The sequence below is a fragment of the Mycobacterium scrofulaceum genome (assembly GCF_002086735.1).
GTDB classification, from domain to species: domain Bacteria; phylum Actinomycetota; class Actinomycetes; order Mycobacteriales; family Mycobacteriaceae; genus Mycobacterium; species Mycobacterium scrofulaceum.
The window spans coordinates 1-25663 of sequence record NZ_MVIJ01000065.1 but is presented as its reverse complement, the minus strand read 5'-3'; the positions used below and the strand labels follow the sequence as shown (position 1 = coordinate 25663).

Below are 25663 nucleotides of genomic sequence, written 5' to 3'. Positions count from 1 at the left end.
CACCTACGCCGACGACGGCGCCATGATCGACAAAGGCGTCGCCTTCGCCTCCAGCCACCTCGACGGGGGGACCGGCGGCCCCGCGACCCAGGTATCCACCGGCGGCTTCGGCGGCTGAGCGACCGCTCGGCTACCGGGCGGCTTGCCCGTTGAGGTAGGCGACGATGCCGCGCGTGACCGCGGCGGCGTACTTCGCGCGGCCGTCGGGGCTTTGCATCCGCGCGGCGTCGTCGGCGTTCTTCATGTTGCCGAGTTCAACCAGGATCGCCGGGTATTGGGCCAGGTTCAGCCCCGCGAGGTCGGCGCGGCCGTACAGCCCGCCCGCACCGATGTAGTTGGTCGGCTGAAACCCCGCCTCCGCCAACGCATCCCGCATCGTGGTGGCCAGCCGGACGGCGGGGCCGGCCTGCACGTCGTTGAGCGGCGGGCTCGAGTAGTTGACGTGGAACCCGCGGCCGGACGCGGGTCCGCCGTCGGCGTGGATGCTGACGATGGCGTCGGGGCGCATCGCGTTGGCCTCCGCGGCGCGTTGGTCCACGCAGGGGCCCACCGAGTCGTCGTCGGGGCGGGAGATCTGGGTGCGGACGCCCACCTGGTTCAGCGATTCGCTGATCAGCGCCACCACCGCCCAGGTGAACGCGTGCTCGGGATAGCCGTCGCTGGTGGCGGTGCCCGACGTCTGGCACGCCTTCGTCCCGCCGCGCCCGTTGGGGACCTGCCGGTTGATGGAGGCGTCGTTGACGGCGTTGTGGCCCGGGTCGAGGAACACCGCGGACCCGACAAGCCCGGCCGCCGCGCGCGGGGCCGACATGACCGCCCCGGCACCGATCAGCGCCGGCGCGAATCTCAGCAGGTCGCGCCGCGAGACGGGTCCCGACCCTGGGTGGTCGCGCATCGCGCGATGGTAACAATCAGCGCCGCGGGACCGCTCAGACGTCGGTCAACGCGCGGGCCGCGGCGCGGAACATGGTCTGCTTGATCGCGCCGAGCGTGCCCGGGTCCTTGCCGCCCAGCGGGCGCAGCAGGTCGGCCGCCGCCGCGGTCACCGCGCCCTCGGCGGCGGTGACGTCGACGATGCCTAATTCGGCGGCCTCTTCCCCACCGAACCGGCGCCCGGTCGTCATCGAGGCCACCGCGGCGCGGGGTGTCAGTTTGGCCTGGATCAGCGCGGCCATGCCGTCGGTGAACGGGATGCGGATGTCGACCTCGGGGAAGCAGAAGAACCCGCGGTCGGCGCGCATCACCCGCGCGTCGTGGGCCATCGCGAGCATGGCGCCGGCGCCGAACGCGTGCCCGGTCACCGCGGCGGCGGTCGGCATGGGGAAGGTGAGGACGCGGGCCAGCAGGGCCTGCACCCGGGCGACGTAGGTCTGGGTCTGGTCGGCGTGGGCGCCCAGCCAGTCCAGGTCGAGGCCGTTGGTGTAGAACTTGCCGCCGGCGGTGGTGACCAGGCCCTGGGCGCCGGCCCGCTCGATGTCGTCGAGCCGCGCGTCGATCGCGTCGAGGAAGTCCGGGGAGAACCGGTTCTCGTCGTCGCCCAGGTGCAGGATCGCGATCTTGTCGTCCCAGCTGACCGTCGGTGTCATGTCGTGTCCTCTCTGGTTTTGCGCCGGGGCGCCCCGGCGCCGAGCACGGCCGTGACCGCGGCGCGCAACCGCGTTCGCGCGTCGGGATCGTGGATTCGGTTGCGGCGCAACAGGAGCGCGGTGGGCAGGTCGACGACGCAGGCGGTGACGACGTCGACGGCCGCCGCGTCCTTGCGGTCCCACAACAGGCGGGCCAGCCGGATCATCGTGTCCACCAGCAACCGGTCCAGGTCCCGCAGTTGCGCGGCGATGTCGGGCGGGGTCTGCGGCCCCAGCAGCTCCTCGCGGCGCACGGTCAGCAGCAGCTGCGAGGACTCCGGGTGGCTGGCGGCGAAAACCGCCGGCGCCTCGGCCGCCGCCACCACGGCGGCCACGCCGTCCCCGTCGGGTGCGGCGCCGATCAATTCGCTTTGTGCGCAAAGGAATCGGTGCCCGGCCCGCAGCCACGCCCGCCCGACGAGCCCGGCCCGCGAACCGAACGTGTGATAGAGCGCGCCGTTGGAGACGCCGGTCGCGTCGCTGACGGCCCTGATCGTGACCGCGGCCGGCCCGGACCGCACCGCCAGCCGTTCGACGGCGTCCAGGATCCGATCCTGGTCGTGGACGCGGGGGCGCGGCATCCGGTCATCATAACAGAGCTTTTGCTCTGTTATGGTTGCCTCGTTTGACGCCCGGCGGCGATCGGGAACTCTTTTCGCATGGTCACTGAGGTCAACGAGGAGATGCTGTTGGCGGACATCGAGCGGCAACTGGTCGACGACTTCCCCGGGGTCTCGCCGAAGGTCGTCGACGCCCTCGTCCGCGAAGAACATGCCCGGTTCGCCCACAGCCGCGTGCGCGATTTCGTCCCGTTGCTCGTGGAGAAAAACGCACGGGAGCAGCTCAAGCAGCGGTCGAACTAGCCGGCTACTTCAGGGTGTAGGCCGCGCGCGAGATGCGGAAGAAATGGCCGGTGCCGGCGTCGGTGCAGGTGATCGCGGCGGGCTCGCCCGTGCAGGTGAGCGATGCGACGGAACGGGTCTCGCCGGTTTGGAGCGTCGGCAGTCCGCTGCCGCGGGTGGTGTCGGTGTGGCACACCATCGCGGGCGAGCTGCCCTGGACCAGGTCGATCTGATCGCCGAACGCCCCCTCGCACGACCGCGGTCGGGGCGGCATGACGTAGGTGGGGTTCGCAACGCCGCACGACGCCACGGGCGTGTCATTCTGGAACGCCGCCATCACGCAGGTGACGTCGCCTGAGGGCGACTGAAACTGGTAGAACGGGTCCGCGCCCGCGACCGCCGGCGGCCCCAGTGCGGTGATGGCCGCCACGACCGGGACCGCCGCGAGCGTTTTCGCGTCCATGGTGAAGTTGTAGTCCCTTTGGGCCCGGGTGAACAGGGCGCCGGCAACCTTGGGTGAGAGTTGCTCTGCTCGAACCGGTTACATGACCGTACAAAATAGTATGGTACGGTCGGCGCCATGTCCGCGGTCGACGCTCGCCCGACGTACGGGATCACCGACGAATTCGTGGCCCGCCTGGCCGAGCGCGCCGAGGAGGCTGAGCGGCTGCGCCGGCTGCCCGCGGCCACCGTCGCCGAGTTCCGGGAGACCGAGCTGTTCCGGCTGTTGCTGCCCGCCCGGTTCGGCGGCCTGCAGGCGCCGTTTCCCGAACTGCTGCAACCGATTCGGCGGATGGCGCACGGCTGCGCGTCCAGCGCGTGGACGCTGGGCTTCTACGCCCTGCACAACTGGATGCTGTCGCTGTTCGACCTGCGGGTGCAGGAGGAGGTGTTCGCCTCGGGGCCGGTGCTGGCGCCCGCTCCCCTGGCCCCCACCGGCCGCGGCGTCCCGGCCGACGGCGGGGTCCGGCTGACGGGCCGGTGGTCGTGGGCGACCGGCGCGATGGCCGCCGACTGGGTGATGGTCGGGGCGCTCGTCGAGCGGCCGGACCGGATCGACCCGGCGCTGGTGCTGGTGCCCGCCGACCGGGTGGAGGTCGTCGACACCTGGCATACCGCGGGCATGCGCGGCACCGGCTCGCACGACGTCGTCGTCACCGACGCGCTCGTGCCCGAGCACCGCATGGTCGCGGTGGCCGACATCTACGCCGGGACGGCGCCGGGCGCGCGTGCCCATGACGCGCCGACGTACCGGTGGCCGATGGTGCCCGCGCTGGCGCTGGTGGCGTCGATGCCGGTGCTCGGCGCCGCCGAACGGGTCACCGAGCTGTTCGCCGAGCGCCTCGGCGGGCGCGTGCTGGCGTATAGCGGTGCGGCGCAGAAGGATCAGCCCGCGGCCCAGATCCGGCTGGCGGGCGCGCGGGTGCGGCTACGGGCCTTACGGGCGCTGGTCGACGAGACCGCCGAGGGCATCGACCGGATGGTGGCCGCCGGCGAGCGGGTGCCCCGAGCGGTGCGGGCCGAGGCGCGGCTGGCGGCCGCCCACACCGTGCACGAGAGCCGGGCGGTCATCGCCGACCTGCTGGACGCCTCCGGGGCCAGCGCGCAGTTCCTGTCCAACCCGCTGCAGCGGTTCAAGCGCGACGTGGACATCGCGGCCGGGCACGTGGTGTTCGACTACGACGTGAGCCGGGAGTTGGCCGGGGCGTTGGCGATTGGCGCCAAGATCTCCCCGATCGCGATGGTCTAGTCCTTGAGCATCAGCTCGAGAAAGCGTTCCCGCTGCGCGATCTGCTGCGCCTGCTGGGCCGAGCCGGCCAGGTGCAACAGGCCGATGCCGGCGGCGAAGGTCAGCTCGGCGCGCAGTTTGGCGTCCTCGGGGTTGAAGCCGTAGTCGCCGTAGGCCTTGGTGACCGCGCGCAGCAGGCGCCGGTCGGCGGCGCGGATGTTGGCGGCGGCGGCCGGGTCGGTGCGGGCCCATTCGCGCATCGCGCGTTCCAGAGTCCAGTGCCCGGGGCTGGTGAGCGCGGCCATCATGGCGGACAGGCGTGCCCGCGGGAGCAGCGCGTCGAGTTCGGCCAGCGACCGGCGGTCCTTTTCCAGGAAGGTGTTCCACGATTCGACGAGCGCGGCGCGGTAGCTGTCCATGTCGTCGAAGTGCCAGTAGAAGCTGCCGCGGGTGACGCCCGCCTGCTGGCAGAGGCGCTCGACCTTGAGCGCGCGCACGCCCTGCTCGGCGAGCAGCGTGTAGCCGGCCTGCAGCCAGTCCTCGACTGTCAGGCGCGGGGGCTTGCGTGCGGCCACATCGTGCAAGGTTACGGGTGGGCGCGGCCCGCCCGGCCGGGGTGCGCCGCGCGCGCGGCGTCGAGCGGTTTTGGCCCCGGGTGAATTCCTGCCAAACACGCGGCGAAGGGCGGGGTCCTGCTACGGCATGCGTGTAATGTCCGGATTTGCTAGCCGACAAATTCCTGTTAACTCTTGGCATGCTTGCTGGGGTGCCGAAGGATCAGGGGGTGCCGTGAGCACAACCGAGATGTCCGACCTGTCGGCGACGACCGGGGTTGACGAGGTCGTGGTGGCGTTGCAGGACGAGTCTTTGCTGCTGGGCGGCGACCCCGCCGCCGTCGAGTCCTACCTGGCCCGGCTGCGGTCCATTGCCGGCCAGGGCGTACGCGTCGCCGGGATCGACAGCGCCGCGCTCGCGAGCGGGCTTGTCGGACTGGCCTCGTTCCTGGCCGACTCGGGCAAGTACGTCCAGTTGCACCGCGACACCGTGGACGCGCTGAGGGAAGGCAACCTGGTTCCCGTCGCCGACGGGGTCTTCCGGCTGACGACCGGTGTCGACGCCGGCCAGTTGCTGGCGCAGCTGCAGTGGCGGCCGGAACTGCTGGGCCCCGAAGTGATGCTGTCGGCGCAGATGCTCGCGGTGCAGATGGCGTTGAAGTCCGCGGTGGCCGAGGTGGAGGACGCCGTCCGGCGGGTGGAGGACAAGGTCGAGGCGGTGCTCGAGGTGGCCCGGGCGCAGCGCGCGGGCGACGTCCTGGGCAACAGCCTGACGGTCTCGCGGATGGTCGACTCGCTGGAGAAGTACGGGTCGCTGCCCGATGCGTACTGGGATTCGGTGTCCGCGCTGGGGCCGGCGCTCAACGTCGCCGTCGAGCAGTTGCGCAACCACGTGAGCCGCATCCTGGCCTCGTTCGACCACACCCTGGGCGTGCAGCAGCGCGCTTCGAAGCTGCGAAATGCCATCGACGACAACCGGCTTGGCGACACCCTGAGCCTGCTGGTGATCGCGGAGGAGGCGCTGCACAAGTGGCAGCGGCTGAACCTCGCGCGCATCGAGGCCACCGAGCCGGATCAGCTGCTGCGGGCGATCGACGAGGCTCGCGGGCTCGTCGACCATCACCTGCGCGAGGACCTCGACATCTACCGGAGCGCGAAAGAAGTGCTCGACCGGTTCGGGCAGACCGCGGCGGTTGACGGCTTCCGCTTCTGGGCGGTGCGCGAGCTTTCTCGGCAACGGGGTGCGCTGCGCGAGGAGCTCGACCGCTTTGCCAAGGCGCGCCAGCACCAGGTGGAGACGTGGGAGGACTTCCACATCCCGAGCGTGCTGGATGCCGCCGTCGCGGCTCTGGAAGCCGTCGGAAGCGTGACGGGCCGCGTGCTGGTGGCCGCCGGGCGGGGGGTCGTGTACTTGGGCGGGCAGGTCGTCGGGCCGTTCCGGGGCGGACGCAGCGAGGAACCGTCTCGGGCGACCGGCCTTGAGGGACACCAGCCGGCGTGCTGATTGCGCGGTGACTCGCGCTGTGTGTCGTTGACTGTGGTCGAGGCCGCCTCGATACTCCACCAGTACGGCCGTCCGCCATCAACGGCGTTCGGCCCGTAAAGGAGGTCGGCGTGATCGATTTGGGGCTGTCCGGCAAGCGTGCGGTGGTGTCGGGCGCGGGTTACATCCCCGAGCGTGCGGGCCACGGCTGGTTCACCTCGTTGGCCCTGGCCGAAGCGGGTGCCTCGGTGGCGTGCATCGACATCGACGAGCAGCGCGCGGAGCAAATCGCCGGCGAGATCGTCGCCCACGGCGGTCATGCCGTCCCGATCGTCGCCGACATGACCGACCCCGAGCAGGTCGGCCGAGCGATCGACGACGTCGAGGCGGCGCTGGGCGGTATCGACGTGTGCGTCGACATCATCGGTGGCGCGACCTGGTCGAAGGTCGAGGACTTCACCCCCCGATTGTGGGACGCGGCAATCCATTACAACCTGACCCAGGTCTTCTATCTGTTCCAAGCAGCTTCGCGGTACATGATCGCCCAGCGCACCGGCGGATCGCTGGTGGCGATCGCGTCGGTCGACGGCATCGCCTCGGCGACCTACCACGCCGCCTACGGCGCCGCCAAAGCCGGCGTCATCTCGCTCGTCAAGACCTTCGCGGATGAACTGGGGCGCTACGGCATTCGCGCCAACGCGGTCGCACCGGGCAATGTGGGCACCGGCAATGAGGACCAGCCTCCTGGTGAGTACAACGTCAACGGGATCAACCCGCTGGCAGCGCCCCGCGCGCACGACATCGCTAACGCCGCGTTGTTCCTGTCCTCCGAGCTGGCCGCCCGGATCACCGGTCAGACGCTCGTCGTGGACGGCGGTGCGACCATTCGGCAGCTGTGGGGGCTGGGCGAGTCGATGATCCCTTCGGACCCGGAGTCGGCGATGCCGGACTTCATGAGGCCCGGGCCGTCGGGCTAGCGCTGGTGGATCAGCGGCATGCCCGGCACCGAGCTTCTGCCCTTGAGGACGTACGGGGCCGTGATCGAGCCGATGTAGATGTCGCGCATGTCGTGCCCGCCCCAAGCGATGCTGGTCGGGCCTTTCAATAACGCACCGTCGGGGTCTTCGATCACGGTTGTAGCTCGGCCGTCCGGGTGGATCGCCACGATCTTGTTGGCGAGAACGAGTGTGACCCAGAGGTTTCCCTCGGCGTCGAACGCGCACCCATCGGCCATGCCCCAGCGGCGGCCGACCTCGGGGTCGGCCATCAGGCGGCTGGCGTCGGGGCCGTACTCGTCGCGGCGCCGGCCCCCCAGCGACGGGCCGTATTGCTCCTGGGGGCCAAGTGTTTCGCCTTCGATCGGGAACCGCACCACGTCGGCGGTGAGCGTGCGGACCACATAGAGGTGGTCCTCGTTGCGGTCCAGCGCCATGCAGTTGGGGAAACTCACGGCATCGGCGACCACGCGGGCCGATTGGCGATCCGGTGCGACGCGGAAGATGAACCCGTCGGCTGTGCCGTGGGCGATAGTGTCCATGAGATCGTCCGCCGTGGTGCTCACCGAACACCACAACGCCCCAAGCGAATCCACGAGGACGAAGTTCAACCACCGCAGCGGACGTCCGTCGAGCGCTCCGCTCAGCACCGCCGTAATCGCGCCGGTCGTAGGGTCGAGATCCTGCAGCACGCCCAAGCCCCAATTGGCGATCAGAAAGTGGCCGTCGCGATCGAGCGCGATTCCGTTCGGCTCGCCGCCCGCCTGCCCGATGTGACGAACTGTGTGCTCACCGATGAGTTCTGCGACGGCAGAGGCCTTATCGGAGGCGAAGACACGGCCATCACCAGCCACCACAACGTGTTCGGGGCGGTCGGCGCCGCGGCCGAAAGGGAGAAGATCAGTCAGCTCGATCGGGGTTGCTGCCATTTCGCTCATGGTTACCTCGCGGGCATGTGAAAGCCGACTGTCAGGCTAGCGCGCGGACGTCACACCGCTCGCAGCGATGACCGCTGGGGAAGTATGGTGCAAACGCCCGCCTTCGAACGACTTTCCAGCGACAAATCCGGCGCGACCCACCGGTCCCGCCTCGGCAATTAGCCGTTCAGGTCGCGGCGCTGGCCTTCAGCGACTCCAGGGCGCCGGCGCTGAGCCGGGCGAGTTCATCGGCCTCGTCCGGAGTGAGCGCGGCCGCGAAAATCTCGGCCATCCGGCGGTTGGTCGCCTCCTCGACCTCGGCGTAGCGCTCCTTCTTGTCCGCGCCGTCGGCCAACGGCTCCGGCCAGCCGAACATCGCGGCGTACTGGCGCCCCTTATTGAGCATGTGCGCCTCGACGGGGGTGATACCCGAAATCGTGAGGGCGTTGAAATGCACACCGCCGCGCAGCTCCCGCAGGATCTGCATGACCTGCAGCGCCCGCGCGGGCGCGTCGTCGGCCAGCGGCATGGTGCGCCATCCGGCATACAGCGGCAGGCCCGCGTCTGGTGCCGCCGCGATGATCTTTTCCCCCAGCGCCGCGATGCGGTCCAGCCCGTCGGCGCCGGCCAGGTGTCTACGGCCGAAGCCGGCGACCTGTTCCCAGTACAGCTCGGCCGCCGCGGCCGCCCCGCGTACCGCGATGCCTTCCTCCCACAGGCCCCGCAGGAGGTTGGGCTCGAACACCACGAACACCGACGTGACCGTGACGGCGGTGGCCTCGCCCAGCACTCCTGCGCGGCCGGCAACGTACCCGGCGATCGGGTTCTGGTATCCGGCCGCGGTGCTCTCGGCGAGGGTCTCGGGATGCAGCATGAACACCGCGACCGCTTGTTCGATGGGCGAACCAGCCGCGACGGCGGCTTCGAGCACCTCGTTGTGGCTCATGGCTTTTCTCCTTGTCAGGCAATCGGTTCACGCCGGTGTCCCATGCTGCGTGGGTCGACGCTACTCCTGGCGCTCGACAGTGCCCACGCTGACACCGGCGGCTCTCCAAGCGCCAGACACCGGCACTTCTCGAGCAGCCGCTAGCCCTCCGCGCGCTTGTCCGCCGAGCTCGCGTTACGCCGGCGCTTCGATGACGATGCCCAAATCGGCGGCCGCTGCCGCCATACGATTGTCATAGGTGACAACTGCGCGCAAATCCGTTCCGGCCCGTTGGGCGGCGGCGAGATGGATGGCGTCGAGCGTGCGCAGGCGGGCCGGGCGCAAGTCGGCGGCAGCGTCGAGCAGACCCCGCGTGAGGTTGATGGTGTCAAGCTGGTCCAGGATGCGGCGAGCTTGAGTTACCGCCCCGGCCCCGGCGCCGGAGACCGCGCGGATGAGCTCCGTTCTGGCAAGTGCCGCGGTGAAGAGCGTGTCGGCAGCGACCGCACGCAAGTACTCTTGCAGAGCCGTCGACTCGTCTTCGGCGACAACCAGTTTGACCAGTGCCGAGGTGTCGAGGTACGTCTTCATCGCTCCGCGGCGCGCAGGTCGGCGAGTTCTCCCGAGGCGTCGAAATCACTTGCGATGGGCTCCATGTCCCGAACGCTGCCGCCACCTGCGGCCGGCGTGATTTCCCCGGCAGCGACCATGTCCGCCCACGGATCGTCGGTAATGGGGACGAGCCGGGCGATCGGACGCCCGTGCTCGGTAATTTCGATGGGATCTCCACTGGCGGTCACCTTGGCCAGGTAGCGGCTCGCATGCTGCCGGAGCTCGCGGACGCCGATCCTTTCCATGTGCTACACAGTAGCACTATTTAGTTTCTCGCGTTAGCCTGAACTGGCCACCCACTCTGCGCGGGCCACGTCCGGCGGTATCCTCAGCCACGCCCGCCATGTCTACGACCGGAGCGGACGCATCTTCGAGTTCAGTTGCGGCACTGCGCGGCTGGCGGCCAACCTCGGGGCGCTGCCTCCACCGTCAGCTACGTCGGCGAGATGCTCAGCCGCTTCGCCATTCGCGTGGCATCCTCGGCGGCGGGAAGTGCGCCTCGCCGCCGATTTACGGCCGAGGCGGCAACGCCGACAGCCACCCGTCCGAAAGCAGTTCCAGCAGCTGCCCGTCGGGATCCCGAATCATCGCCATCGCCTCGGTCACCGTCTCATCAACCACGGCTCCCCCGAACTCAGCCACTCGAGCCAACGCGCCGGGAAGATCGGACACCGAGAACGAGATATGCGTCAGCCCAACCTGATCCATGACACGCTCTCCGCCAAAGTGAACCTGACGCTTCGAGTAGTCCATCAGCTCGAGCACAAAGCCGTCGCGCACCAAGTACGTCGCGTGCACCCCGAGCGGCTCGGGCAGCTGGACCAGCTTGGCGGTGGGGCCGTCGGGCGGATCTAGCTCCCACCAGAACTGAAACCCCAGCACGTTCTCGTAGAACCGCCGGGACCGCTCGCGGTCGGAGACGCACAATCCGACGTGGTTGAAGGTCGTCCGGTGACTACTCATCGCGGCCTTTCTCGACGGAACCCACGCGCGTAATAATGCAAAGATAGTGCAAAAAGCACCTCCGGCCGCGGTGGAGGACCGACCAGATGACAACCCGACCCGACGTCACCGACGACGCCATCGTCGACTTCGACCACCACTCCGACGCGTTCAACCTCAACGAAAACGCCATCAACGCCGAGCTCCGAAACAAATGCCCCGTCGCCTGGAACGAGAACTACGGCGGCTTCTGGTTCCTCAGCAGCTACGACGCGGTCAGCCGCACGGCCAGGGACGACCACACCTTCGCCCACAAGTACGAGCCCAACGCGCAAGACGGCGTCGACTACCAGGGCGAGATGGGTGTCCCGCGCCCCGAAGGGCAGCCGGCCCTGGGCATCGGCGAGGTCGACGGCCCCTACCACCAAGCCCTCCGGCACGCGCTGGCGCCGTTCTTCTCCCCCGGCGCCGTGCAACGGCTCAAGCCGTTCATGGAACAGAAGGCGCACGAGTTCCTCGACAACAAAATCGAAGACGGGCGGATGGACCTCGTCCTCGACTACGCCAGCCCGGTCCCGGCTATCCTCACCATGAAGCTGATGGGCCTGCCGCTGGACAACTGGCACCTCTACGCGAACCTCTTCCACTCCGTCATGGCCGTCCCGCAGGACAGCCCGGAGTACCTCGACGCCATCGCCAAGGTCCCGAAGATGATGGAAGAGGTCCTCGAGTACGCGGCCGGCAGACGGGCCAAACCGACAGACGACCTCACCAGCTTCCTGCTTCAGTTCGAGTTCGACGGCCACCGCCTCACCGACGAACAGCTGCTGAACATCCTCTGGAACCTGATCGGCGGCGGCGTCGACACCACCACCTCCCAAACCGCGCTCACCCTCCACCACCTGGGGACTCATCCAATCCTGCGACAACAACTCATCGACCACCCCGAGCTCTACCGCACCGCCACCGACGAATTCCTGCGCTACTTCAGCGTCAACCAAACCCTCAGCCGCACAGTCACTCACGACGTCGAACTCGACGGCCAACTCCTGCGGAAGAACGACAGAGTCGTCATCAGCTGGCTCTCGGCCAACCACGACGAGAACGAATTCGAAAACCCCGACGAAATCATCCTGGACCGCGCACCCAACCGCCACGTCGCCTTCGGGCTCGGCCCGCACCGCTGCATCGGCTCACACCTCGCCAGACTGATGGCCGAGGTCATGGTCAGAGTCGTCCTCGACCGCATCCCCGACTACCAGGTCGACGTCGAAAACGTCCAGCAATACCTCGGCAACCCGAGCATGACCGGCCTGGGCACGCTGCCGGTCACCTTCACCCCCGGGACTAAGCGGGGCGAGATGCCAGTAACCACACACGCCAGATGACCGCCTCCTACCTGCGCTGGATCGCGGCGAACGCGGCCAAGCCACTGGTCCATGCCTATCGCCGCACCGGCGCCGACGTGCCTTTCGGCGATCCGGTGCCGTCGCACGGCACCGAAATGGAGGGCTGGTTCTGGCGCCTCACCGACGCCGACTCGGGTCGCGTCGTCGTCGCGCTGTGCAGCGTGAACCGGCACCGCGATGGCGACTGGGCCACCGTGGCGGTCGCGCTGCACCCCGGCGGCGTCGTGCGCTCCGCGGCCGTGGACGGCGCCCACGCCGAATCATCCACGTTCTCGGTGCGCGCCGGGACCGCTCCGGACTGCCGACTGGCGGCGAGCCTCGGTCGGCTCCAGATCGACCTCGACGGCGTCCACCTCGGTTTGCATTTCGCCGATCCGTTCAACTGGCCCAAGGCCTTTGGCGGGGGCGGAGTCTTCGCTTCGGTCCCGTTCCTCAACCAATACTGGCATCCCTACCGACTCGGCGGAAAGGCCACCGGCACAGTCAAATTCGGCGAAGGAAACTGGTCGTTCAGGGACGCCCGGCTGTACACGGAACGCAACTGGGGTGCCGGCTTCCCCGAGCGCTGGTGGTGGGGTCAGGCCCACGATTTCGGCGACGAAGACGTCTCGGTCGCCTTCTCGGGCGGCCTGCTTCAGCTCGGCCCGATCCGCAAAGACGTCACCGGAGTCGTCGTGCGACTCGGTGACCGGGTCATCCGGGTGACCCCGCCGGCGCCCGTGCGAGCGGACGTCGGCGACGGACACTGGGCCGTGTCGGCACGCACACTGCGCTACCAGATCGAGTTGGACGGCGACGGCACCCGCGCGGATCCGCATGTCCTACCGGTGCCGCTGCCCGCGCAGCGGCGCAACATCGACACCGACTTCGAGCACCTCGCCGGCCGATTGCATTGCAGGGTGCGGGAGTACGGCCGGGTGGTGTTCGACGGCGCCTGCGAGCTGGCCGGCCTGGAGGTCGGCAGCCGGCCGGCATAGCCCGGCTCGTGGTGTGGCTCCGCGCCACCCGCCACCGCCCGGTAGAGTCACGAACTCGTGCGGATCGCAGTGACTGGGGGCACCGGGTACCTCGGTGCGCACGTCGTCCGTGGCCTACTGAACGCCGGCCATCAGGTGCGGCTGCTGGCCGAGCCCGGCTGGGACAATCCCGAACTGCTGCGCAGGTTTTCCGAACTCGGCTCGATAACCGTGTTAACCGGCGACGTTCGCGAGTCCGAGACCGTGGCGACCCTCCTGAATGACTGTGACGCCGTGCTGCACGCCGCCAGCGTGGTCGGGACCGACAACCGGCGCGAGAACCTGATGTGGGATATCAACGCGTTCGCGACCGAGTCGATTCTGCGGCAGGCCCACGACCGCGGGCTGGACCCGATCGTCACGATCAACAGCTACAGCTCCCTCTTCTCACCGGCGGTCGCAGTGATCGGGCCGGACACCCCGACCGCGGCGGGAAGGTCGGCCTACGCAAAGACCAAGGGCTACGCCGATCGAGCCGCCCGGCGGCTGCAAGACGAGGGCGCGCCGGTTGTCATCACCTATCCGTCCAGCGTGGTCGGTCCGGCCTTGGCGACGGCCCCCGGCATCACCGAACAGGGCTGGGCGCCGATTATCCGCGCGGGTGTGGCGCCGCGACTGCGGAACGCCGGAATGATGATGGTCGACGTGCGCGACGTCGCCGACGTGCATGTCGCGTCGATGCGGCCGGGCCGCGGCCCCAAACGGTACGTGTGCGGCGGCGTGCTGCTGAGCTTCGACGAGATGATCGGCGCGCTCGAGGCCGGCTCCGGGCGTCACATCAGGCGAATTCCCTTGAGCGGCGCAATGTTTCGGGCCCTGGGCAGGATCGCGGACGCCGTCGGAGACCGACTGCCGCTCGGGGCCGGCTTCAGCTTCGAAGCGGCCCAACTGCTCACCGCGGCGACACCGACCGATGACTCCCGCACCCTGGCCGAGCTCGGGGTGACCTGGCGCTCGCCGCGCGAGGCGATCCTCGCAGCGTTCGCGCCCCGCAGTGGAAAAGAAGCCCCGTTCGCGCCGTAACGCCGGAAGTCGCCGGCAACCGGAGCGAGAGGCGCTGCGGCCCTGGTGATTACGTCGCCGTCGCGTACTGCAGCACCGGCTCCGACGAATCGACGTGGCTGCCACTGAAAATCCGCAGCCGATTCGGCCGGACCTCGTAGCGCACGCCGTTCAAAGGATTCGTGACGTCGAACCCTTCCCCGACGCGCTCCGCGTTGGACAGCTCGATGTGGGCGCCGTCGCGGAGGCGCTCGCCGCGATAGTAGTAGTCGCCGCTGAGGTTTTCGCACACCACGGCCAGCGACTTGGCGGTGCGCACCACCGCGGCCGGCGGGTTCCCCGGGTCGCAACGGGCCGGCTCGCCGACGAACCCCAGCCCGTCGGCGCCGCGCACCGGAGCCGACAGCGTCGGCGTCCTCGGCGGAGGTGAACTCGACGGCGCGGGCGAGGCGTCGGACGCCTCGGGCGGCGCGCCGTGGTCGACGAACGCCGACACCAGCGCCACGACCAGCCCGGCGATCACCAGCGCCACCGCCGCCCCGGTCAGCACCAGCGGCACCCGGCCACCCCAAGGCCGATGCGGCGGCCGCGAAGGCACTTCATCAATCGGATACGGGCTGAAGCCGGTGTCCTCGGGATTCGGATAGACCGCCTCGAACGGCCGGGTCCGAAGCGGCGCCGCGCCGGCACCGACCGCCAAAGGCTCGTACACCTCCGACACCGCCTCGCTGGCCGCCCGCGCGAGTTCCCCGGCCGACGCGAACCGCGCCGACCGCCGCTTGGCCATGCCCCACGCGATCACGTCGTCGAAGGCCCGGCCGATACCGCGTCGCATAATGCTGGGCCGCGGCGCCGGCGACAGCATGTGCGCCCGCTTCAGCTCCTCCGCATCCCCCTCGAACGGCGGCTGCCCGGTGAGGCACTCGTAGAGCAGGCACGCCAGCGCGTACACGTCGGTCTGCGGCCCGACCCGGCCGGTGGTGAACCGCTCGGGCGCCAGATACGCGCGAGAAGCGTCGGGAACGCCGAAACCAACGAGGTACGCGAAGTGATCGCGCGTCAGCAGCACGTGTTCCGGCCGAACCCCCAGGTGCACCAGCCCGGCGGCGTGCGCGGCGTCCAGCGCCCGCGCCACCTGCGCGACGATCGATGCGGCCCGCGGCGGCTCCAGCGCCCCCCGCTCGCGCAGCAGGTCCCTGAGGCTGCCGCCCTCGACCAGGTGCATCTCGACGAAGAACACCCCGTCGATCGAGCCGAAGTCGTGCACCGGGATGACGTGCGGTTCCTGCAACCGCTGCGCGAGGCCGCACTCGCGCCGGAAGCGGTGATCGAAGCCGGGTTCGGCGGCGACCTCGGCAGACACCAGCTTGACCGCGACCACCCGGTCCTTGACCGTGTCGTGCGCCCGGTAGACCTCGCCGGTCGCGCCCGCCCCGATCAGCGAGCGCAGCTCGTAGGGGCCGAACCGGGTGTCAAGCCGCGAGGCCAATCGGCAGTCCTTTCGCCGGGTCGAATACGTCTAGCCCGGCGGGTTCCCGAATTCGGCGCCCACCTAACGTGCGGCGGCTCACGCGTGCGGCGGCACCGGGCACCAGAACAGGCCGCAGTTGACGGCGGGCGGCCCGGCCGGCGCCCGCGGGGTCGGGGTGATCGGGCCGCTGGGCCACCCGTAGACGGCCCCGCTGTCGGCGTCGGCCAGGCCAGGTAGTCGTAGTAGTAGAGGTGGCACACGCCCATGCCCCAATTGATGAAGTTGTCCGGGACGCGCTCGCCTGGGCACCACATGCCGCACGTGTGCCCGGCCGGGCAGTTCCCGCCGACGTGGCCATACGGGTCGGCCTGCGCGACGCCCGCGGCCAGCCCCACCCCGATGCCGGCCGTCAGCGACGCGCCGGCCATCCACTTCTCGTTCATGCCGTAAGCACATAACGGCCGTCCGGCTACCGATCCCATGTCGAAGTCAGCCGCCGTGCCCGCCCTTGGGCCTCTTCCCGGGGGGACCCGGCGGGGCGCCGGCTGCCGGGCTGCGCTCAACGGTCGAACTACTACCCGTCGGGCAGCGACTCGGCCAGTTTTTCGCCGTCGGGTGTCAATTGGAGCCAGACCGCCAAATCCCACAGCGTGGGTTCGTCGTAGTGGCCGACGAAAAGGTCGCGGAGGCGCTCCATGGCGGCATCGATCGAGAGATCCCAAGGCACCACTCGTTCATCGGAAGCGCCGAGTATGTCGCCGATCTTCATGAGGCCGTCGTCGAGCAACGATCGAATTGTGCGCAGAACCAGTTCCTGCTGCGCAGCGACAGTGTCGGCGAGTTGTTCGCGTCTCATGACCGATGTGACGTGCGCCATTGGTAGACAGTTTCCGACGGCATCGAATAACAGCCGCCTACGCAAACGATCCTGTGCGCTGCGCTCGGCCTCGCCGTGACCGCGATCATCGGGTTGTGTCATGTTGTCTCCATTGTCACAGCTGGTAGTCGCCGACCTCGGTCGTCATTCTTGTGGGCCTTCGAATTCTTCGGGGATCTCGCCTAGCAACGGCCACTTGTGGTCCAAGGTGTGCGGGATATGGATGGGGTGAGGACCTGTTGCGGGCGAATTAGGTGGCAGCCCGCCGAAGCCTGGCATTGCTCCCCCGCCCTCTGGGGCGCCGGGGGCGGGTTTAACAGGCGGCGGCGCTTCGACGGGCGCACGGACCGGTGTCTGCGGGGTGACAGCAGGTTCCCCGACCGCTGACGGGCCTGCATGCCGTGGATAAGGTGCCGGTATTTCCGGTACGCCCCCTCGCGGGTTGATGTGGACTTTGGTGTAGCCGCCTTGATCGCGAATGTCGATGTCTAAGGCAGCTTTTCCGTTGGACCCTGCAGTCCAACGTTGCCCTATCGTGGTGCCGTCGGGTAGCCGGTAGCGGGTTCCTTTGCTGGCGTCACCGTAGCCATTCGGAATCTCCACGCCGTGCTGTTTGGCCCACTTCCACAGATTCTGAAGGTCTTCTGCTGAGCGCACTTCTCTGACGAACGGTTGGTTCCCGACCGGGAGTTTGTCGAGTACCCCGCGGATATCGTCACCGCTGGGGCCGCCGCTAGGCCCGGGACTCGGTCCGCTGTTGCCGCCGTCTTGTTTCCAGACGCGATCGACCGCGGAGATATGGCCATTGCGGGCTGGCGGAGTGGCGATAGAGGCGGGATGTTGCGGGAACGTGTCGCGGATTCCGGCCACGGCGACGGTGATTTTGCCGGCGACTTGCTGATCCAGGCCAATCAGTTGCGCGGCGCTTTGACGGATTTCGCCGGCAAAGGCCTGTGCTGCGGCGTGCCGGGCGGCCCGCTCCGCGGCTGACCCGCCACCCGCGCGGTCGGTGACCGAAAGGTCCTCGCCCACTTCGAATCCCGCTGAACGAGCGTCGTCTACCGCGTAGCGAACTCGGGACCGGGCCGCATACAGATCCGAGGCCCCGCTGCGAGCGACCCGGGTTGCCGCCTGTAGCTGGTCGACGGCCGCGCTCGTGGCTTGAAGGTCGGCATGCGTCGCGCTACGTAACGTGTCGGCGGCTTCGCCGCGCCAATCGACCGAGGCGCCGTCTCGCCAGACCTGGTGGACCACCCCATAGTTACGCTCGCCAACGGCCTCCCAGTGAGCGGCCGCCTCGGTGAGATGCTCGGTGGGCCAGGCTAACAGCGCCGACAGATTGGAGCCCCTCCAACCGCCATCGCTACACGCTGGTCACCGAGGGAGCTACCGCAGCGAAGTCGGTGGCAGATTCAGCTTCGTTCGCAACGTAGCGCGTAGCGGCTTGACCGACGGCGATGGCGCGTGCACGCACCTGCGCGGCCAATCCCGCGGTGAACGCCGCGACATCAACATGGGCACCGTTGACGGCGGCCGCGCTGGGCTGACACGACAACCCCAGCCCCGTCGGCGCGGCCGTGCCGTCTAGACCGTCTACCAATGCACCCCAGCGGGCCGCCATAGCCCTGATCCCGGCGCTGTCCACTCGCATCGTTTGCCGCACAGTGCGAGCGTAGGCTGCACGTCACGCGCCTGCCAGTCACTCAGACGCCCCTGGCACCCGGCAAAATCAGCCGCCGTGACCGCCCTTGTGTTTGTTGCCAGGATGACCGGGGGGTCCCGGCGGTGGCGCCGGCTGCGGGGTGCTGCTGGGTGTGGTCGTCGTGGTCGGGGGCGGCACCGGCGTGGTGGTCGTGGGGGCCGGCGCCGGTGGCGGCGCCGAGAACGGCGGATCGATGGCCAACAGGAGGAGCGCCAGCGCGAACGCGGCGACGATCGCAGCGATCCACCACTTGCGGCGGGGACTCTCGGGTGGCGCGGCGGCGGGCGTGTAGGTGAGCACGGCCGGCGGCGGCGCCGCCATCACCCGGGTGCGCGCGGGCCTCGCCCGCGGGCCGGCGCCGGCCAGCGCGGCGCGCATCGCGGCGGCCCGGTCGAACCGCCAGGCCGGGTCGCGGGCCATCGCGCGCTCGATCGCGGCGGCCAGGGCCGGGGGCACGTCGGGGCGCAGCGCGGCCAGCGGCGGCGGCGTGTCGTGCAGGATCGCGTGGGCCAGCGGGCCCAGGTCCTCCTGCGGGAACGGCCGCCGCCCGGTCAGCGCCTCGTAGCCGACCACGCCGACGGCGTACAGGTCGTCGAGCACGGTGGCCGGCTTGCCCGTCAGACGCTCGGGGCTCAGGTAGGCCATGCTGCCGACCACCTCGCCCGCCCGCGTGTAGGCGGCGCCGGACGTCTTGGCGATGCCGAAGTCGGCGAGCTTGGGTTCGCCCGCCGCGGTGAACAGGATGTTGCCCGGCTTGACGTCGCGGTGCAGCACGCCGGCGTGATGCGCCTCGGCCAGGGCGTCCAGGACGCCGTCGAGAACGGCGTGCACGAACGGCGGCGCCAGCGGTCCGCGGGCGATGTGGTCGGCCAGCGACACCCCCGGCAGCCGTTCCATCACGATGAACGGCAGCCCGTAATGCTCGCCGACATCGTGCACCACCACGACGTGCGAGCCGGTCAGCCGCGCGGCCGCGCGCGCCTCGGTGTCGAACCGCACCCGGCTGTCCGGCCGGTCGGCCACGCCGGGATAGAGCAGCTTGATCGCGACGGCCCGGTGCAACTTCAGGTCCCACCCGTCACGCACCTCGGCCATCGCCCCGCGCCCGAGCACCCCGCGCAGCTCGTACCGGCCGCCGCCCAGCCGCTCACCCGCGGCCAGGGGCGATCCGCCGTTGCCCTGGCCGCGGTACGACTGAGTTCCTTGGAGGTCCGTGTCGATCTCCTGTCGGAATGCTGACTCCCCCTGTTGGCCCGGATTAACCAAACGCTGGGAAATCGAAACTCCGACTCGCCGCCCGTCACCCGCCCGGTTTTTGCACGGCCCCCGCGTATTCGCCGACGAAGCCGTTCCCCAGCCACCACCGGGGCTCGGTGTGCTCGAAGATCTCCTCGCCGAGGGCGCGATGGCGCACCGACTTCTTGACGGGGAACGGGTTCATCCCCGACTTGTATTCGACCCCGACCACGGCGGGGGCGTCCGGCCGGCCGCGCCTGGGCAGCCGCTCGAAGCCGGCCCGCTCGAGCAGGGCGGTCAATTCGGCGGGGCGGGGGAATCGCCGGAAGTCGTGGTTCGGCTTGTGCAGGCCGAACACGAACAGCGGGCCGACCGTCACGAAACACAGCCACGTGCACACGTTGCGGTCGGGCGCGACGTAGAACATCCGGCCGCCCGGCCTCAGCGCGCGAAACACGCTGTCCATCAGGCGGCGGTGCTCGGTGCAGTGGTCGAGCACCCCGTGCAGGTACACCAGGTCGAATCGGTTCTCCCCCAACACCTCCGGCTCACGCGCGTCGCCGACGACGAAGCTCACCCCGGCCCGGCCGGCGAAGCGCCCGCGGGCCGCGTCGATCGACTTGTAGTCGACGTCGACGCCCACGACGTCCCACTGGCCCAACTCCGGAAACCGCTCCAGCAAACCCTCGATCGCACCGCCACCGCCGCACCCGACGACCGCCATCCTCGGGCGCTCTACGGCCGGCAGGTAGTCGCGCAGGAAGTCCCAGGCGGCGTAATCGATTTCGCCGACGAGGTCGGCGGTGAAGCGCCACTGCTCGCTGACCTCGGCGTTGGAGAAGTAGCGCACCCCGCGCTCGATCGTGCCGTTGCAGATCCGCATCAGCGCGCGGTCGATGAGCGAGTAGCGGTACTCGGGCTCGCCTTTCGTGTCGTTGGCCCGCTCGCGGTCGAGGAACTCGAAGTACCGTCGCTCCTCGGGCTCGATCGGCGGCTGCCACGACGGGGCGTGCCCGAGCACGCGCTCCCGGATCCACGAGTCGACCACCCGGCTGTACACGGTCGTGTCGAAGAGCATGAGCTGATGGCCGCCGCCGGGCATCACGAAGAAATCCTTGGTCCCGCCGATCCGCTCGAAGCATGCCCGGCAGTGTTCAGCACCGACGATCTCGTCGTGCTCCCCGCAGGTGATCAGGACGGGTTTGGTGTTGGCGGCGGCGGGTTTTGGCGGCACGTAGTTGAACACGGAGTGGTAGCTCTCGAGCCCGTAGCGCCAGACGTAGTACGGGTCGTTCTTCTTGGTGTCCAGCAGCCCGGGGTCTTCCTGATAGGCGGCCTTGAAGTCGATGACCCGCCGCAGCGGCACCCGCAGCCGATCCCCGATCACCCCGGCCGCCCACGTCGCCGGGCGCGACCGGAATAGCCGGATCGCCGGGCTCATCGGCACCTCGTCGTTCAGCAGGATGTTCATGCACACACCGGCCGTCACGGCCGGGCACGCGTCCAGGGCGTGGAACGCGACTTCCCCACCCTGGCTCGCGCCGTGCAGGACGACGGGCAGCGACGTGCGCCGCGCCGCGTAATCGGTGACCGCCCGGGTGTCTTCGAGGAAGTCTTCGAAGCGGAACACGCCCGGCTCCCCCTCGGTGCGGCCATGCCCGGTCAGGTCGAACGAATAAACGGCCGCCCGGTAGTTGCGCCGCATGTGCTCGGCGAACGCGTCGTAACTCTCGCTGTTGCCGGCGGTGCCGTGCACCAGCACCAGCACGTAGTCGGCGGTGGGGTTGTCGTAGCGGCGCACGAAGATTCGCCTGCCCCCGGATCCGGTCACGGCGTCTTCGACCATCGGCTGGTCGGTGAGGTTGCGGGTCATCGCCTGGGTTCCAATCCTTCGGTGATGCGGTCGGCGAGCATGCGGGCGAACGCGTCGAAGTCGCGGCGGAAGCCCGACGTGTCGGAGACGAACGGTCGCTGCATCGACATGCCCAGCAGCACGGTTTCGAAGAGTCGCACCGACTCGTCGATCAGGGACTGCGGCGCGTCGTCACCGACAATGCCGCGCAGCGCCCCGGCCAGCTGCCGGCGCTGGGTGTCGCGATAGTCGACGTACGCGATCCGCAAAAACTCGTTGTGGTTGGCCGCCGCGGCGAACTCCACCATGAACATCACCGCGTCGATGTTGTCGATGAACAGCGCGTACATCAGGCCGGCCGCCTCGGTCAGGCCCTCGCGCACCGACACCCCGTGCGGCAGTTGGCCCGACGCCGCGGCGAACATGCGCTTGGCCATGTCGTCGATCGCCGCCTGAAAGAGCTTCTCCTTGGTCTCGAAGTGGTAGTGCAGCAGCGTCTGCGAAACCCCGGCCTTCGACGAGATCAGCTTCATCGAGGACTTTTCGTAGCCGTACGCGCAGAAGCACTGGATGGTCGTCTGCAGGATGCGCCGCCGCGCGTCGCCGGTGGGCTGCTCGGGCTTGGACACTGCCGCGGTCAAGGTCGCCTCGTCTCTTCGAATCCGCTTCCGGCCACCATACTGTCTGATCGATCAGTCAGGCAAGGTAGGCTGGGGACTGATGCGACCGAAAATCACGCTGACCTTCGACAACGGCCCGACCCCCGGCGTCACGGATCGGGTTCTCGACGCCCTCGCCGAGCGCCGGGTGCGAGCCCTCTTCTTCGTCGTCGGCGAGAACGTCTCTTCCCCGGCGGGACGTCGGTTGCTGGAACGCGCCGCGCGCGAGGGGCACCGGATCGGCAATCACTCCTTCACCCACGGCCGCCCGCTCGGCGAGCTCTCCGCGGCGGATACCCTTCACGAAATCCGCCACACGCAAGAGCTTCTGGACGCCTTCCGCGCCCCCGACCGCTACTTCCGGCCGTGGGGGACGGAGGGCGGGCTCGACAAGCGCTGCCTGAATCAGACGGCGATCGACCACCTCGTCGCGGAGCAGTACACCTGCGTCCTGTGGAACAGCGTCCCGCGCGACTGGGCCGACCCCGACGGATGGGCCGACCGGGCGCTCGCCGACACCCGCGACCACCGGCACACCGTCGTCGTCCTGCACGACCTACCCACCGGCGCGATGGACCAGCTCCCTCGGTTTCTCGACGAACTCGATGCCGCCGGCGTGGAGGTCACCACGGAGCTCCCCGACGACTGCGTGCCGATCCTCCGCGGCGCGATCCGAGCGCCCCTCGATCACCTCACCACGGGAATAGGGTGAACCTTCATGAGCGACATGACGGCACGGTTCGCCGAAATCGTCGGCCGGCACAACCTGCTGACCGCCGACGCCATCCCCGAGGACTACTGGCACGACGAGGTGTTGACCAAGCCGCCGCAACGGCCCGCCTATGTCGCCAAACCGACTAGCGCGGAGGCGGTTTCGCAGCTGCTGAAGGCCGCCTCGGACAACAACGTGCCGGTGACCGCCCGCGGGTCGGGGACCGGCCTGTCGGGCGCGGCCATCCCCCGGGCCGACGGGCTGCTGATCACCTTCGAGCGCATGAACGCCGTCCTCGAGGTCGACACCACCAACCAGGTCGCTGTCGTGCAGCCCGGGGTCACGCTCACCGAACTGGACGCCGCGACCGCCGGCACCGGCCTGCGCTATATGGTCCACCCCGGCGAGCTGTCGTCGAGCGTCGGCGGCAACGTCGGCACCAACGCCGGCGGCATGAACGCGGTCAAGTACGGCATCGCCCGCCAGAACGTGCTCGGGCTGCAGGCGGCTCTGCCCACCGGCGAACTCATCCGCACCGGCGGCAAGATCGCCAAGATCTCCACCGGCTACGACCTGACCCAACTCATCGTCGGCTCCGAGGGCACCCTGGCCCTGGCCACCGAGGTGACCGTCAAGCTGCACCCGCGACTCGACCACAACGCCGCCGTGCTCGCCCCGTTCGCCGACTTCGACCAGGTCATGACCGCGGTGCCCAAGATCGTGAGAAGCGGCCTCGCGCCCTACATCCTGGAGTACATCGACAACGTGACGATGGCCGCCCTCGTGCACACCCAAAACCTCGAGCTGGGCGTCCCCGACCGTGTTCGCGACAGCTGCGACGCGTATCTGGTTGTGGCGCTCGAGAACCGGACCGCCGACCGGCTGGACGAGGACGTCGAGAAGGCCGGCGAACTGCTGGCCGAGCTGGGCGCCGTGGACGCCTATGTGCTGGAAGGCGGTTCGGCGCGCAAGCTGATCGAGGCGCGCGAGAAGGCGTTCTGGACGCTGAAGGCCGTCGGCGCCGACGACCTGATCGACACCGTGGTGCCCCGCGGCGCGATGCCGAAGTTCCTGTCCGCCGCGCGTGGCCTGGCGGCGGCCGCGGGCGGCGCCGCGGCGGGCTGCGGACACGCCGGCGACGGCAACGTGCACCTGGCCATCTTCTGCAAGGACCCCGACACCCGCAAGAAGCTGATGACCGACATCTTCGCGCTGGCAATGGAATTGGGCGGAGCCATCTCGGGCGAGCACGGCCTGGGCCGCGCCAAGACCGCGTACTACCTCGAGCTGGAAGACCCGGTCAAGGTCGACCTGATGCGCCGCATCAAGAAGAGCTTCGACCCCGCGGGCATCCTCAACCCCGACGTGCTGTTCGCGGGGGGTTAACCGATCACCGGGTAATGACGCTGGGCGGCAAGCTTTTTCAGACCCTGCTGCATCACCCCCCGCACGTGCGCGTCGAGCCCTTTGACGTCGTGGGCGTCGGCGGACTTAACGATGTCGATGGGCGGCAGGACTTCGGTGACGATCTTGGTGGGCAGCGGCATGTTCACCGGCGCCACGACGCTGAGCCCGAACGGGAAGCCGATCGAGATCGGCATGATGTCGGTTCGGAACAGCTTGCGCTCCAGCCTGGTGAGCCCGAGCGCACGCGCCAGCCATCGGCCGCGGCTCAAGAACAACTGGCTTTCCTGCCCGCCGATCGAGACGGCCGGAACGATTGGGACGCCGGCCTCCAGCGCCGTGGTGATGTAGCCGGTTCGCCCGTCGAAGTCGATGGTGTTCTCCCGCAAGGTCGACCGGTAGACGTCGAAGTCGCCGCCCGGGAAGACCAGCACGACGGCGCCGGCGTGCAGGGCCTTGGCGGCGTTCGCGCGAGTCGCCCGGATCACCCCCGTGCGCCGGAAGAACTCGCCGGCCAGCCCGGCGAAGATGGTGTCGAAGCCCAGGGCATACAGCGGGCGGTCGTAGCCGTACGCGTCGTAATAGTCGACGGCGAACACCGACAGGTCGAACGTCGTGAGGCCGCCGGAATGATTCCCCACCACCAGCGACGGCCCCGGGGGAATGTTGTCCAGGCCGCGCACCTCGGAGCGGAAGTAGTGCTTGACGATCGGGCGGGTCAGCGCGATGACGTGCTCGGTCAGACCGCGGTCCCATTTGTCGACGTCGGTCGAGTCGGTGTGGGTGTCGCTCATGTGTCCCTCGCTCGCCGTTGAGCGTGAGCTGATGCTACGCCCGCCGGTCAGGGGCGACGCCGGTTTTGCCGCGCGGATTCCGCCGGCGTTGCGCTCACATCCCGAAGCGGGTGCCGCGCACCGCCGCGACGGCCTCGGGCGGCCCGCTGATCGCGACCTCCGCCGCGCCCTGCCGGCCGAACAGATACAGCAACAGCTCCCCCGGCCGGCCGCTGAGCAGGGCCGCCGGCGCACCGGGACGCACGGTCGCCCGCTCGCCGGTGCCGGCCCACGAGACCTCGAGACCGCAGCCCGTCAACCGTTGGCTCGAATAGCGTCCGCCGCGGCGGACGTTTCGCCACAGCGCGGCGTCCATGTCGGGCGACAAGTCCCGCGGCCCATGCCCGTTGGCCCGGCGGACGTCCTCGTGATGGACGAAGAATTCGTTGAGGTTCGCCAGCGCGCGCACCCAGCCGATGCGGAACAACCCGACGGGCGGACCGGAGCGGATCCGCGCGACGAGGCGCGCAAAGTCGTTGCGGCGGGCCAACTTCACCCGGCGTCGCTCGGCGAACCGCTGGAAGGGGCCCGGCAGGACGATGCACGGTCCGGCCAACGGGTCGCGTTCGCGCGACACCAGGTGGGCGGCGAGGTCGTGTGTCGTCCAGCCGCCGAGCAGGGTGGGCGCCGACGGCCCGAGCTCGTCGAAAAGACCGCAGAGCGCAAGCCGCTCCTGGGTGTCCAGCGCCGGCCGGGACATCCGTCCAGGCTAAGCCCAAAGGCTAAGCGGCGGAATCGGAATCCTCTCCGGGGATTTCGGTGGCGTCGCTTCGGGCGGCGGCGCTGGATTCGGCGTGTTCGGCCAGCCAGCGTTCGGCGTCGATGGCCGCCGAGCAGCCGCTGCCGGCGGCGGTGATGGCCTGGCG

Annotated in this window: 29 protein-coding genes and 2 pseudogenes; 11 read left to right on the top strand and 20 right to left on the bottom strand. The window is 69.3% G+C overall.

Going from position 1 to position 25663, the window contains the following annotated elements:
- Positions 1 to 118 (top strand): annotated as a pseudogene (locus tag BST44_RS31135) (cutinase family protein); the annotation flags it as partial.
- Between the two features lie 12 nt (positions 119 to 130).
- On the opposite strand, the gene BST44_RS26145 reads toward BST44_RS31135, so the two are convergent.
- The 3 genes from BST44_RS26145 to BST44_RS26135 are packed head-to-tail and all read right to left on the bottom strand — an operon-like array spanning position 131 to position 2206.
- Entirely contained in the window at positions 131 to 895 is a 765-nt protein-coding gene (locus BST44_RS26145) for an Rv3717 family N-acetylmuramoyl-L-alanine amidase (RefSeq protein ID WP_083179805.1), read from the bottom strand.
- Positions 896 to 929: 34 nt separating this feature from the next.
- Positions 930 to 1586 carry an enoyl-CoA hydratase-related protein gene (locus BST44_RS26140; protein ID WP_083179804.1) on the bottom strand — a complete coding sequence of 219 codons (657 nt, stop codon included), beginning with the start codon at positions 1584 to 1586 and terminating at the stop codon, positions 930 to 932.
- On the bottom strand, positions 1583 to 2206 hold the full coding sequence (locus BST44_RS26135) for a TetR family transcriptional regulator (protein WP_083179803.1): 624 nt from the start codon (positions 2204 to 2206) through the stop codon (positions 1583 to 1585). The genes BST44_RS26140 and BST44_RS26135 overlap by 4 nt, the downstream gene beginning before the upstream one ends.
- 78 nt (positions 2207 to 2284) lie before the next feature.
- Here BST44_RS26135 and BST44_RS26130 point away from each other — a divergent pair, with 78 nt between their 5' ends.
- A complete protein-coding gene (locus BST44_RS26130) occupies positions 2285 to 2488 on the top strand; it encodes a three-helix bundle dimerization domain-containing protein (protein ID WP_083179802.1) in 204 nt (67 codons plus the stop codon).
- A 4-nt stretch (positions 2489 to 2492) separates the two neighbouring features.
- Here the strand turns inward: BST44_RS26130 and BST44_RS26125 are convergent, their stop codons facing one another.
- The gene (locus BST44_RS26125) at positions 2493 to 2930 is read right to left on the bottom strand and encodes a DUF6636 domain-containing protein (RefSeq protein WP_083179801.1); all 438 of its coding nucleotides are present in this window, start codon (positions 2928 to 2930) and stop codon (positions 2493 to 2495) included.
- Between the two features lie 117 nt (positions 2931 to 3047).
- Between BST44_RS26125 and BST44_RS26120 the strand changes: the two genes are divergently transcribed.
- The gene (locus tag BST44_RS26120) at positions 3048 to 4217 is read left to right on the top strand and encodes an acyl-CoA dehydrogenase family protein (RefSeq protein WP_083179800.1); all 1170 of its coding nucleotides are present in this window, start codon (positions 3048 to 3050) and stop codon (positions 4215 to 4217) included.
- Here BST44_RS26120 and BST44_RS26115 read toward each other — a convergent pair.
- Entirely contained in the window at positions 4214 to 4771 is a 558-nt protein-coding gene (locus tag BST44_RS26115) for a TetR/AcrR family transcriptional regulator (RefSeq protein ID WP_083179799.1), read from the bottom strand. The two genes, BST44_RS26120 and BST44_RS26115, sit on opposite strands and share 4 nt — an antisense overlap.
- Positions 4772 to 4985: 214 nt before the next feature.
- On the opposite strand from BST44_RS26115, the gene BST44_RS26110 reads away from it, so the two are divergent.
- Together BST44_RS26110 and BST44_RS26105 are read left to right on the top strand one after the other, a co-directional pair.
- Positions 4986 to 6254: a hypothetical protein gene (locus tag BST44_RS26110; RefSeq protein WP_244184950.1), complete on the top strand. Its 1269-nt coding sequence runs from the start codon at positions 4986 to 4988 to the stop codon at positions 6252 to 6254.
- A gap of 110 nt (positions 6255 to 6364) precedes the next feature.
- Positions 6365 to 7210, top strand: coding sequence for an SDR family NAD(P)-dependent oxidoreductase (locus BST44_RS26105; RefSeq protein ID WP_083179798.1), 846 nt, complete (start codon positions 6365 to 6367; stop codon positions 7208 to 7210).
- Here BST44_RS26105 and BST44_RS26100 read toward each other — a convergent pair.
- From BST44_RS26100 to BST44_RS26080, 5 genes are all read right to left on the bottom strand, one after another.
- Positions 7207 to 8157 carry an SMP-30/gluconolactonase/LRE family protein gene (locus BST44_RS26100; protein ID WP_158086676.1) on the bottom strand — a complete coding sequence of 317 codons (951 nt, stop codon included), beginning with the start codon at positions 8155 to 8157 and terminating at the stop codon, positions 7207 to 7209. The two genes, BST44_RS26105 and BST44_RS26100, sit on opposite strands and share 4 nt — an antisense overlap.
- A gap of 175 nt (positions 8158 to 8332) precedes the next feature.
- Positions 8333 to 9091: an SCO6745 family protein gene (locus BST44_RS26095; protein ID WP_083179796.1), complete on the bottom strand. Its 759-nt coding sequence runs from the start codon at positions 9089 to 9091 to the stop codon at positions 8333 to 8335.
- Positions 9092 to 9265: 174 nt separating this feature from the next.
- The gene (locus tag BST44_RS26090) at positions 9266 to 9661 is read right to left on the bottom strand and encodes a type II toxin-antitoxin system VapC family toxin (protein ID WP_083179795.1); all 396 of its coding nucleotides are present in this window, start codon (positions 9659 to 9661) and stop codon (positions 9266 to 9268) included.
- Positions 9658 to 9927, bottom strand: coding sequence for a type II toxin-antitoxin system Phd/YefM family antitoxin (locus tag BST44_RS26085; protein ID WP_083179794.1), 270 nt, complete (start codon positions 9925 to 9927; stop codon positions 9658 to 9660). The genes BST44_RS26090 and BST44_RS26085 overlap by 4 nt, the downstream gene beginning before the upstream one ends.
- A 265-nt stretch (positions 9928 to 10192) precedes the next feature.
- Positions 10193 to 10645: a VOC family protein gene (locus BST44_RS26080; RefSeq protein ID WP_083179793.1), complete on the bottom strand. Its 453-nt coding sequence runs from the start codon at positions 10643 to 10645 to the stop codon at positions 10193 to 10195.
- Positions 10646 to 10731: 86 nt separating this feature from the next.
- Here BST44_RS26080 and BST44_RS26075 point away from each other — a divergent pair, with 86 nt between their 5' ends.
- From BST44_RS26075 to BST44_RS26065, 3 genes are read left to right on the top strand one after another with little or no spacing between them, the layout of a single operon-like run.
- Positions 10732 to 12012 (top strand): cytochrome P450, encoded by a 1281-nt coding sequence (locus BST44_RS26075; protein ID WP_083179792.1) that lies wholly within the window; start codon positions 10732 to 10734, stop codon positions 12010 to 12012.
- The gene (locus tag BST44_RS26070; RefSeq protein ID WP_083179791.1) at positions 12009 to 13010 is read left to right on the top strand and encodes a tocopherol cyclase family protein; all 1002 of its coding nucleotides are present in this window, start codon (positions 12009 to 12011) and stop codon (positions 13008 to 13010) included. Before BST44_RS26075 ends, BST44_RS26070 begins: the two co-directional genes overlap by 4 nt.
- A 57-nt stretch (positions 13011 to 13067) precedes the next feature.
- A complete protein-coding gene (locus tag BST44_RS26065) occupies positions 13068 to 14072 on the top strand; it encodes an NAD-dependent epimerase/dehydratase family protein (RefSeq protein ID WP_083179790.1) in 1005 nt (334 codons plus the stop codon).
- Between the two features lie 49 nt (positions 14073 to 14121).
- Here BST44_RS26065 and BST44_RS26060 read toward each other — a convergent pair whose 3' ends face one another.
- Complete coding sequence (locus BST44_RS26060) at positions 14122 to 15540, bottom strand: serine/threonine-protein kinase (RefSeq protein WP_083179789.1); 1419 nt, start codon at positions 15538 to 15540, stop codon at positions 14122 to 14124.
- Positions 15541 to 15786: 246 nt separating this feature from the next.
- Here BST44_RS26060 and BST44_RS29845 point away from each other — a divergent pair, with 246 nt between their 5' ends.
- Positions 15787 to 15972: a hypothetical protein gene (locus BST44_RS29845; protein ID WP_142274702.1), complete on the top strand. Its 186-nt coding sequence runs from the start codon at positions 15787 to 15789 to the stop codon at positions 15970 to 15972.
- Positions 15973 to 16096: 124 nt separating this feature from the next.
- On the opposite strand, the gene BST44_RS26055 is transcribed toward BST44_RS29845, so the two are convergent.
- The 6 genes from BST44_RS26055 to BST44_RS26030 all read right to left on the bottom strand — a co-directional run bounded on the left by BST44_RS26055 (position 16097) and on the right by BST44_RS26030 (position 21830).
- Positions 16097 to 16501: a hypothetical protein gene (locus BST44_RS26055; protein WP_142274701.1), complete on the bottom strand. Its 405-nt coding sequence runs from the start codon at positions 16499 to 16501 to the stop codon at positions 16097 to 16099.
- 42 nt (positions 16502 to 16543) lie between these two features.
- Positions 16544 to 17431 (bottom strand): hypothetical protein, encoded by an 888-nt coding sequence (locus BST44_RS31130; RefSeq protein WP_244184949.1) that lies wholly within the window; start codon positions 17429 to 17431, stop codon positions 16544 to 16546.
- A 331-nt stretch (positions 17432 to 17762) separates the two neighbouring features.
- Positions 17763 to 18062, bottom strand: coding sequence for a hypothetical protein (locus BST44_RS26045; protein ID WP_244184948.1), 300 nt, complete (start codon positions 18060 to 18062; stop codon positions 17763 to 17765).
- A 66-nt stretch (positions 18063 to 18128) separates the two neighbouring features.
- Positions 18129 to 19262: a serine/threonine-protein kinase gene (locus tag BST44_RS26040; protein WP_439330755.1), complete on the bottom strand. Its 1134-nt coding sequence runs from the start codon at positions 19260 to 19262 to the stop codon at positions 18129 to 18131.
- A gap of 139 nt (positions 19263 to 19401) precedes the next feature.
- Positions 19402 to 21210, bottom strand: a complete 1809-nt coding sequence (locus tag BST44_RS26035) for an alpha/beta fold hydrolase (protein WP_083179787.1) — start codon at positions 21208 to 21210, stop codon at positions 19402 to 19404.
- Positions 21207 to 21830, bottom strand: coding sequence for a TetR/AcrR family transcriptional regulator (locus tag BST44_RS26030; protein ID WP_083179786.1), 624 nt, complete (start codon positions 21828 to 21830; stop codon positions 21207 to 21209). The genes BST44_RS26035 and BST44_RS26030 overlap by 4 nt, the downstream gene beginning before the upstream one ends.
- Positions 21831 to 21909: 79 nt before the next feature.
- Here BST44_RS26030 and BST44_RS26025 point away from each other — a divergent pair, with 79 nt between their 5' ends.
- Complete coding sequence (locus BST44_RS26025; protein WP_083179785.1) at positions 21910 to 22560, top strand: polysaccharide deacetylase family protein; 651 nt, start codon at positions 21910 to 21912, stop codon at positions 22558 to 22560.
- A gap of 6 nt (positions 22561 to 22566) precedes the next feature.
- On the top strand, positions 22567 to 23946 hold the full coding sequence (locus BST44_RS26020) for an FAD-binding oxidoreductase (RefSeq protein WP_083179784.1): 1380 nt from the start codon (positions 22567 to 22569) through the stop codon (positions 23944 to 23946).
- Here the strand turns inward: BST44_RS26020 and BST44_RS26015 are convergent.
- The 3 genes and pseudogenes from BST44_RS26015 to BST44_RS29840 all read right to left on the bottom strand — a co-directional run.
- A complete protein-coding gene (locus BST44_RS26015) occupies positions 23943 to 24758 on the bottom strand; it encodes a lysophospholipid acyltransferase family protein (protein WP_083179783.1) in 816 nt (271 codons plus the stop codon). The genes BST44_RS26020 and BST44_RS26015 overlap by 4 nt on opposite strands.
- A gap of 94 nt (positions 24759 to 24852) precedes the next feature.
- Entirely contained in the window at positions 24853 to 25497 is a 645-nt protein-coding gene (locus BST44_RS26010) for a TIGR03085 family metal-binding protein (protein WP_083179782.1), read from the bottom strand.
- A gap of 22 nt (positions 25498 to 25519) precedes the next feature.
- Positions 25520 to 25663: pseudogene (locus BST44_RS29840) on the bottom strand (thioredoxin-disulfide reductase); the annotation flags it as partial.

Coding starts and splice junctions, on each gene's coding strand:
- BST44_RS29845 (WP_142274702.1), top strand. CDS start 15,787: ATGCCCCAATTGATGAAGTTGTCCGGGACGCGCTCGCCTGGGCACCAC.
- BST44_RS26090 (WP_083179795.1), bottom strand. CDS start 9,661: ATGAAGACGTACCTCGACACCTCGGCACTGGTCAAACTGGTTGTCGCC.
- BST44_RS26085 (WP_083179794.1), bottom strand. CDS start 9,927: ATGGAAAGGATCGGCGTCCGCGAGCTCCGGCAGCATGCGAGCCGCTAC.
- BST44_RS26095 (WP_083179796.1), bottom strand. CDS start 9,091: ATGAGCCACAACGAGGTGCTCGAAGCCGCCGTCGCGGCTGGTTCGCCC.
- BST44_RS26035 (WP_083179787.1), bottom strand. CDS start 21,210: ATGACCCGCAACCTCACCGACCAGCCGATGGTCGAAGACGCCGTGACC.
- BST44_RS26025 (WP_083179785.1), top strand. CDS start 21,910: ATGCGACCGAAAATCACGCTGACCTTCGACAACGGCCCGACCCCCGGC.
- BST44_RS26135 (WP_083179803.1), bottom strand. CDS start 2,206: ATGCCGCGCCCCCGCGTCCACGACCAGGATCGGATCCTGGACGCCGTC.
- BST44_RS26100 (WP_158086676.1), bottom strand. CDS start 8,157: ATGGCAGCAACCCCGATCGAGCTGACTGATCTTCTCCCTTTCGGCCGC.
- BST44_RS26120 (WP_083179800.1), top strand. CDS start 3,048: ATGTCCGCGGTCGACGCTCGCCCGACGTACGGGATCACCGACGAATTC.
- BST44_RS26015 (WP_083179783.1), bottom strand. CDS start 24,758: ATGAGCGACACCCACACCGACTCGACCGACGTCGACAAATGGGACCGC.
- BST44_RS26055 (WP_142274701.1), bottom strand. CDS start 16,501: ATGACACAACCCGATGATCGCGGTCACGGCGAGGCCGAGCGCAGCGCA.
- BST44_RS26145 (WP_083179805.1), bottom strand. CDS start 895: ATGCGCGACCACCCAGGGTCGGGACCCGTCTCGCGGCGCGACCTGCTG.
- BST44_RS26130 (WP_083179802.1), top strand. CDS start 2,285: ATGGTCACTGAGGTCAACGAGGAGATGCTGTTGGCGGACATCGAGCGG.
- BST44_RS26140 (WP_083179804.1), bottom strand. CDS start 1,586: ATGACACCGACGGTCAGCTGGGACGACAAGATCGCGATCCTGCACCTG.
- BST44_RS26080 (WP_083179793.1), bottom strand. CDS start 10,645: ATGAGTAGTCACCGGACGACCTTCAACCACGTCGGATTGTGCGTCTCC.
- BST44_RS26070 (WP_083179791.1), top strand. CDS start 12,009: ATGACCGCCTCCTACCTGCGCTGGATCGCGGCGAACGCGGCCAAGCCA.
- BST44_RS26010 (WP_083179782.1), bottom strand. CDS start 25,497: ATGTCCCGGCCGGCGCTGGACACCCAGGAGCGGCTTGCGCTCTGCGGT.
- BST44_RS26020 (WP_083179784.1), top strand. CDS start 22,567: ATGAGCGACATGACGGCACGGTTCGCCGAAATCGTCGGCCGGCACAAC.
- BST44_RS26075 (WP_083179792.1), top strand. CDS start 10,732: ATGACAACCCGACCCGACGTCACCGACGACGCCATCGTCGACTTCGAC.
- BST44_RS26125 (WP_083179801.1), bottom strand. CDS start 2,930: ATGGACGCGAAAACGCTCGCGGCGGTCCCGGTCGTGGCGGCCATCACC.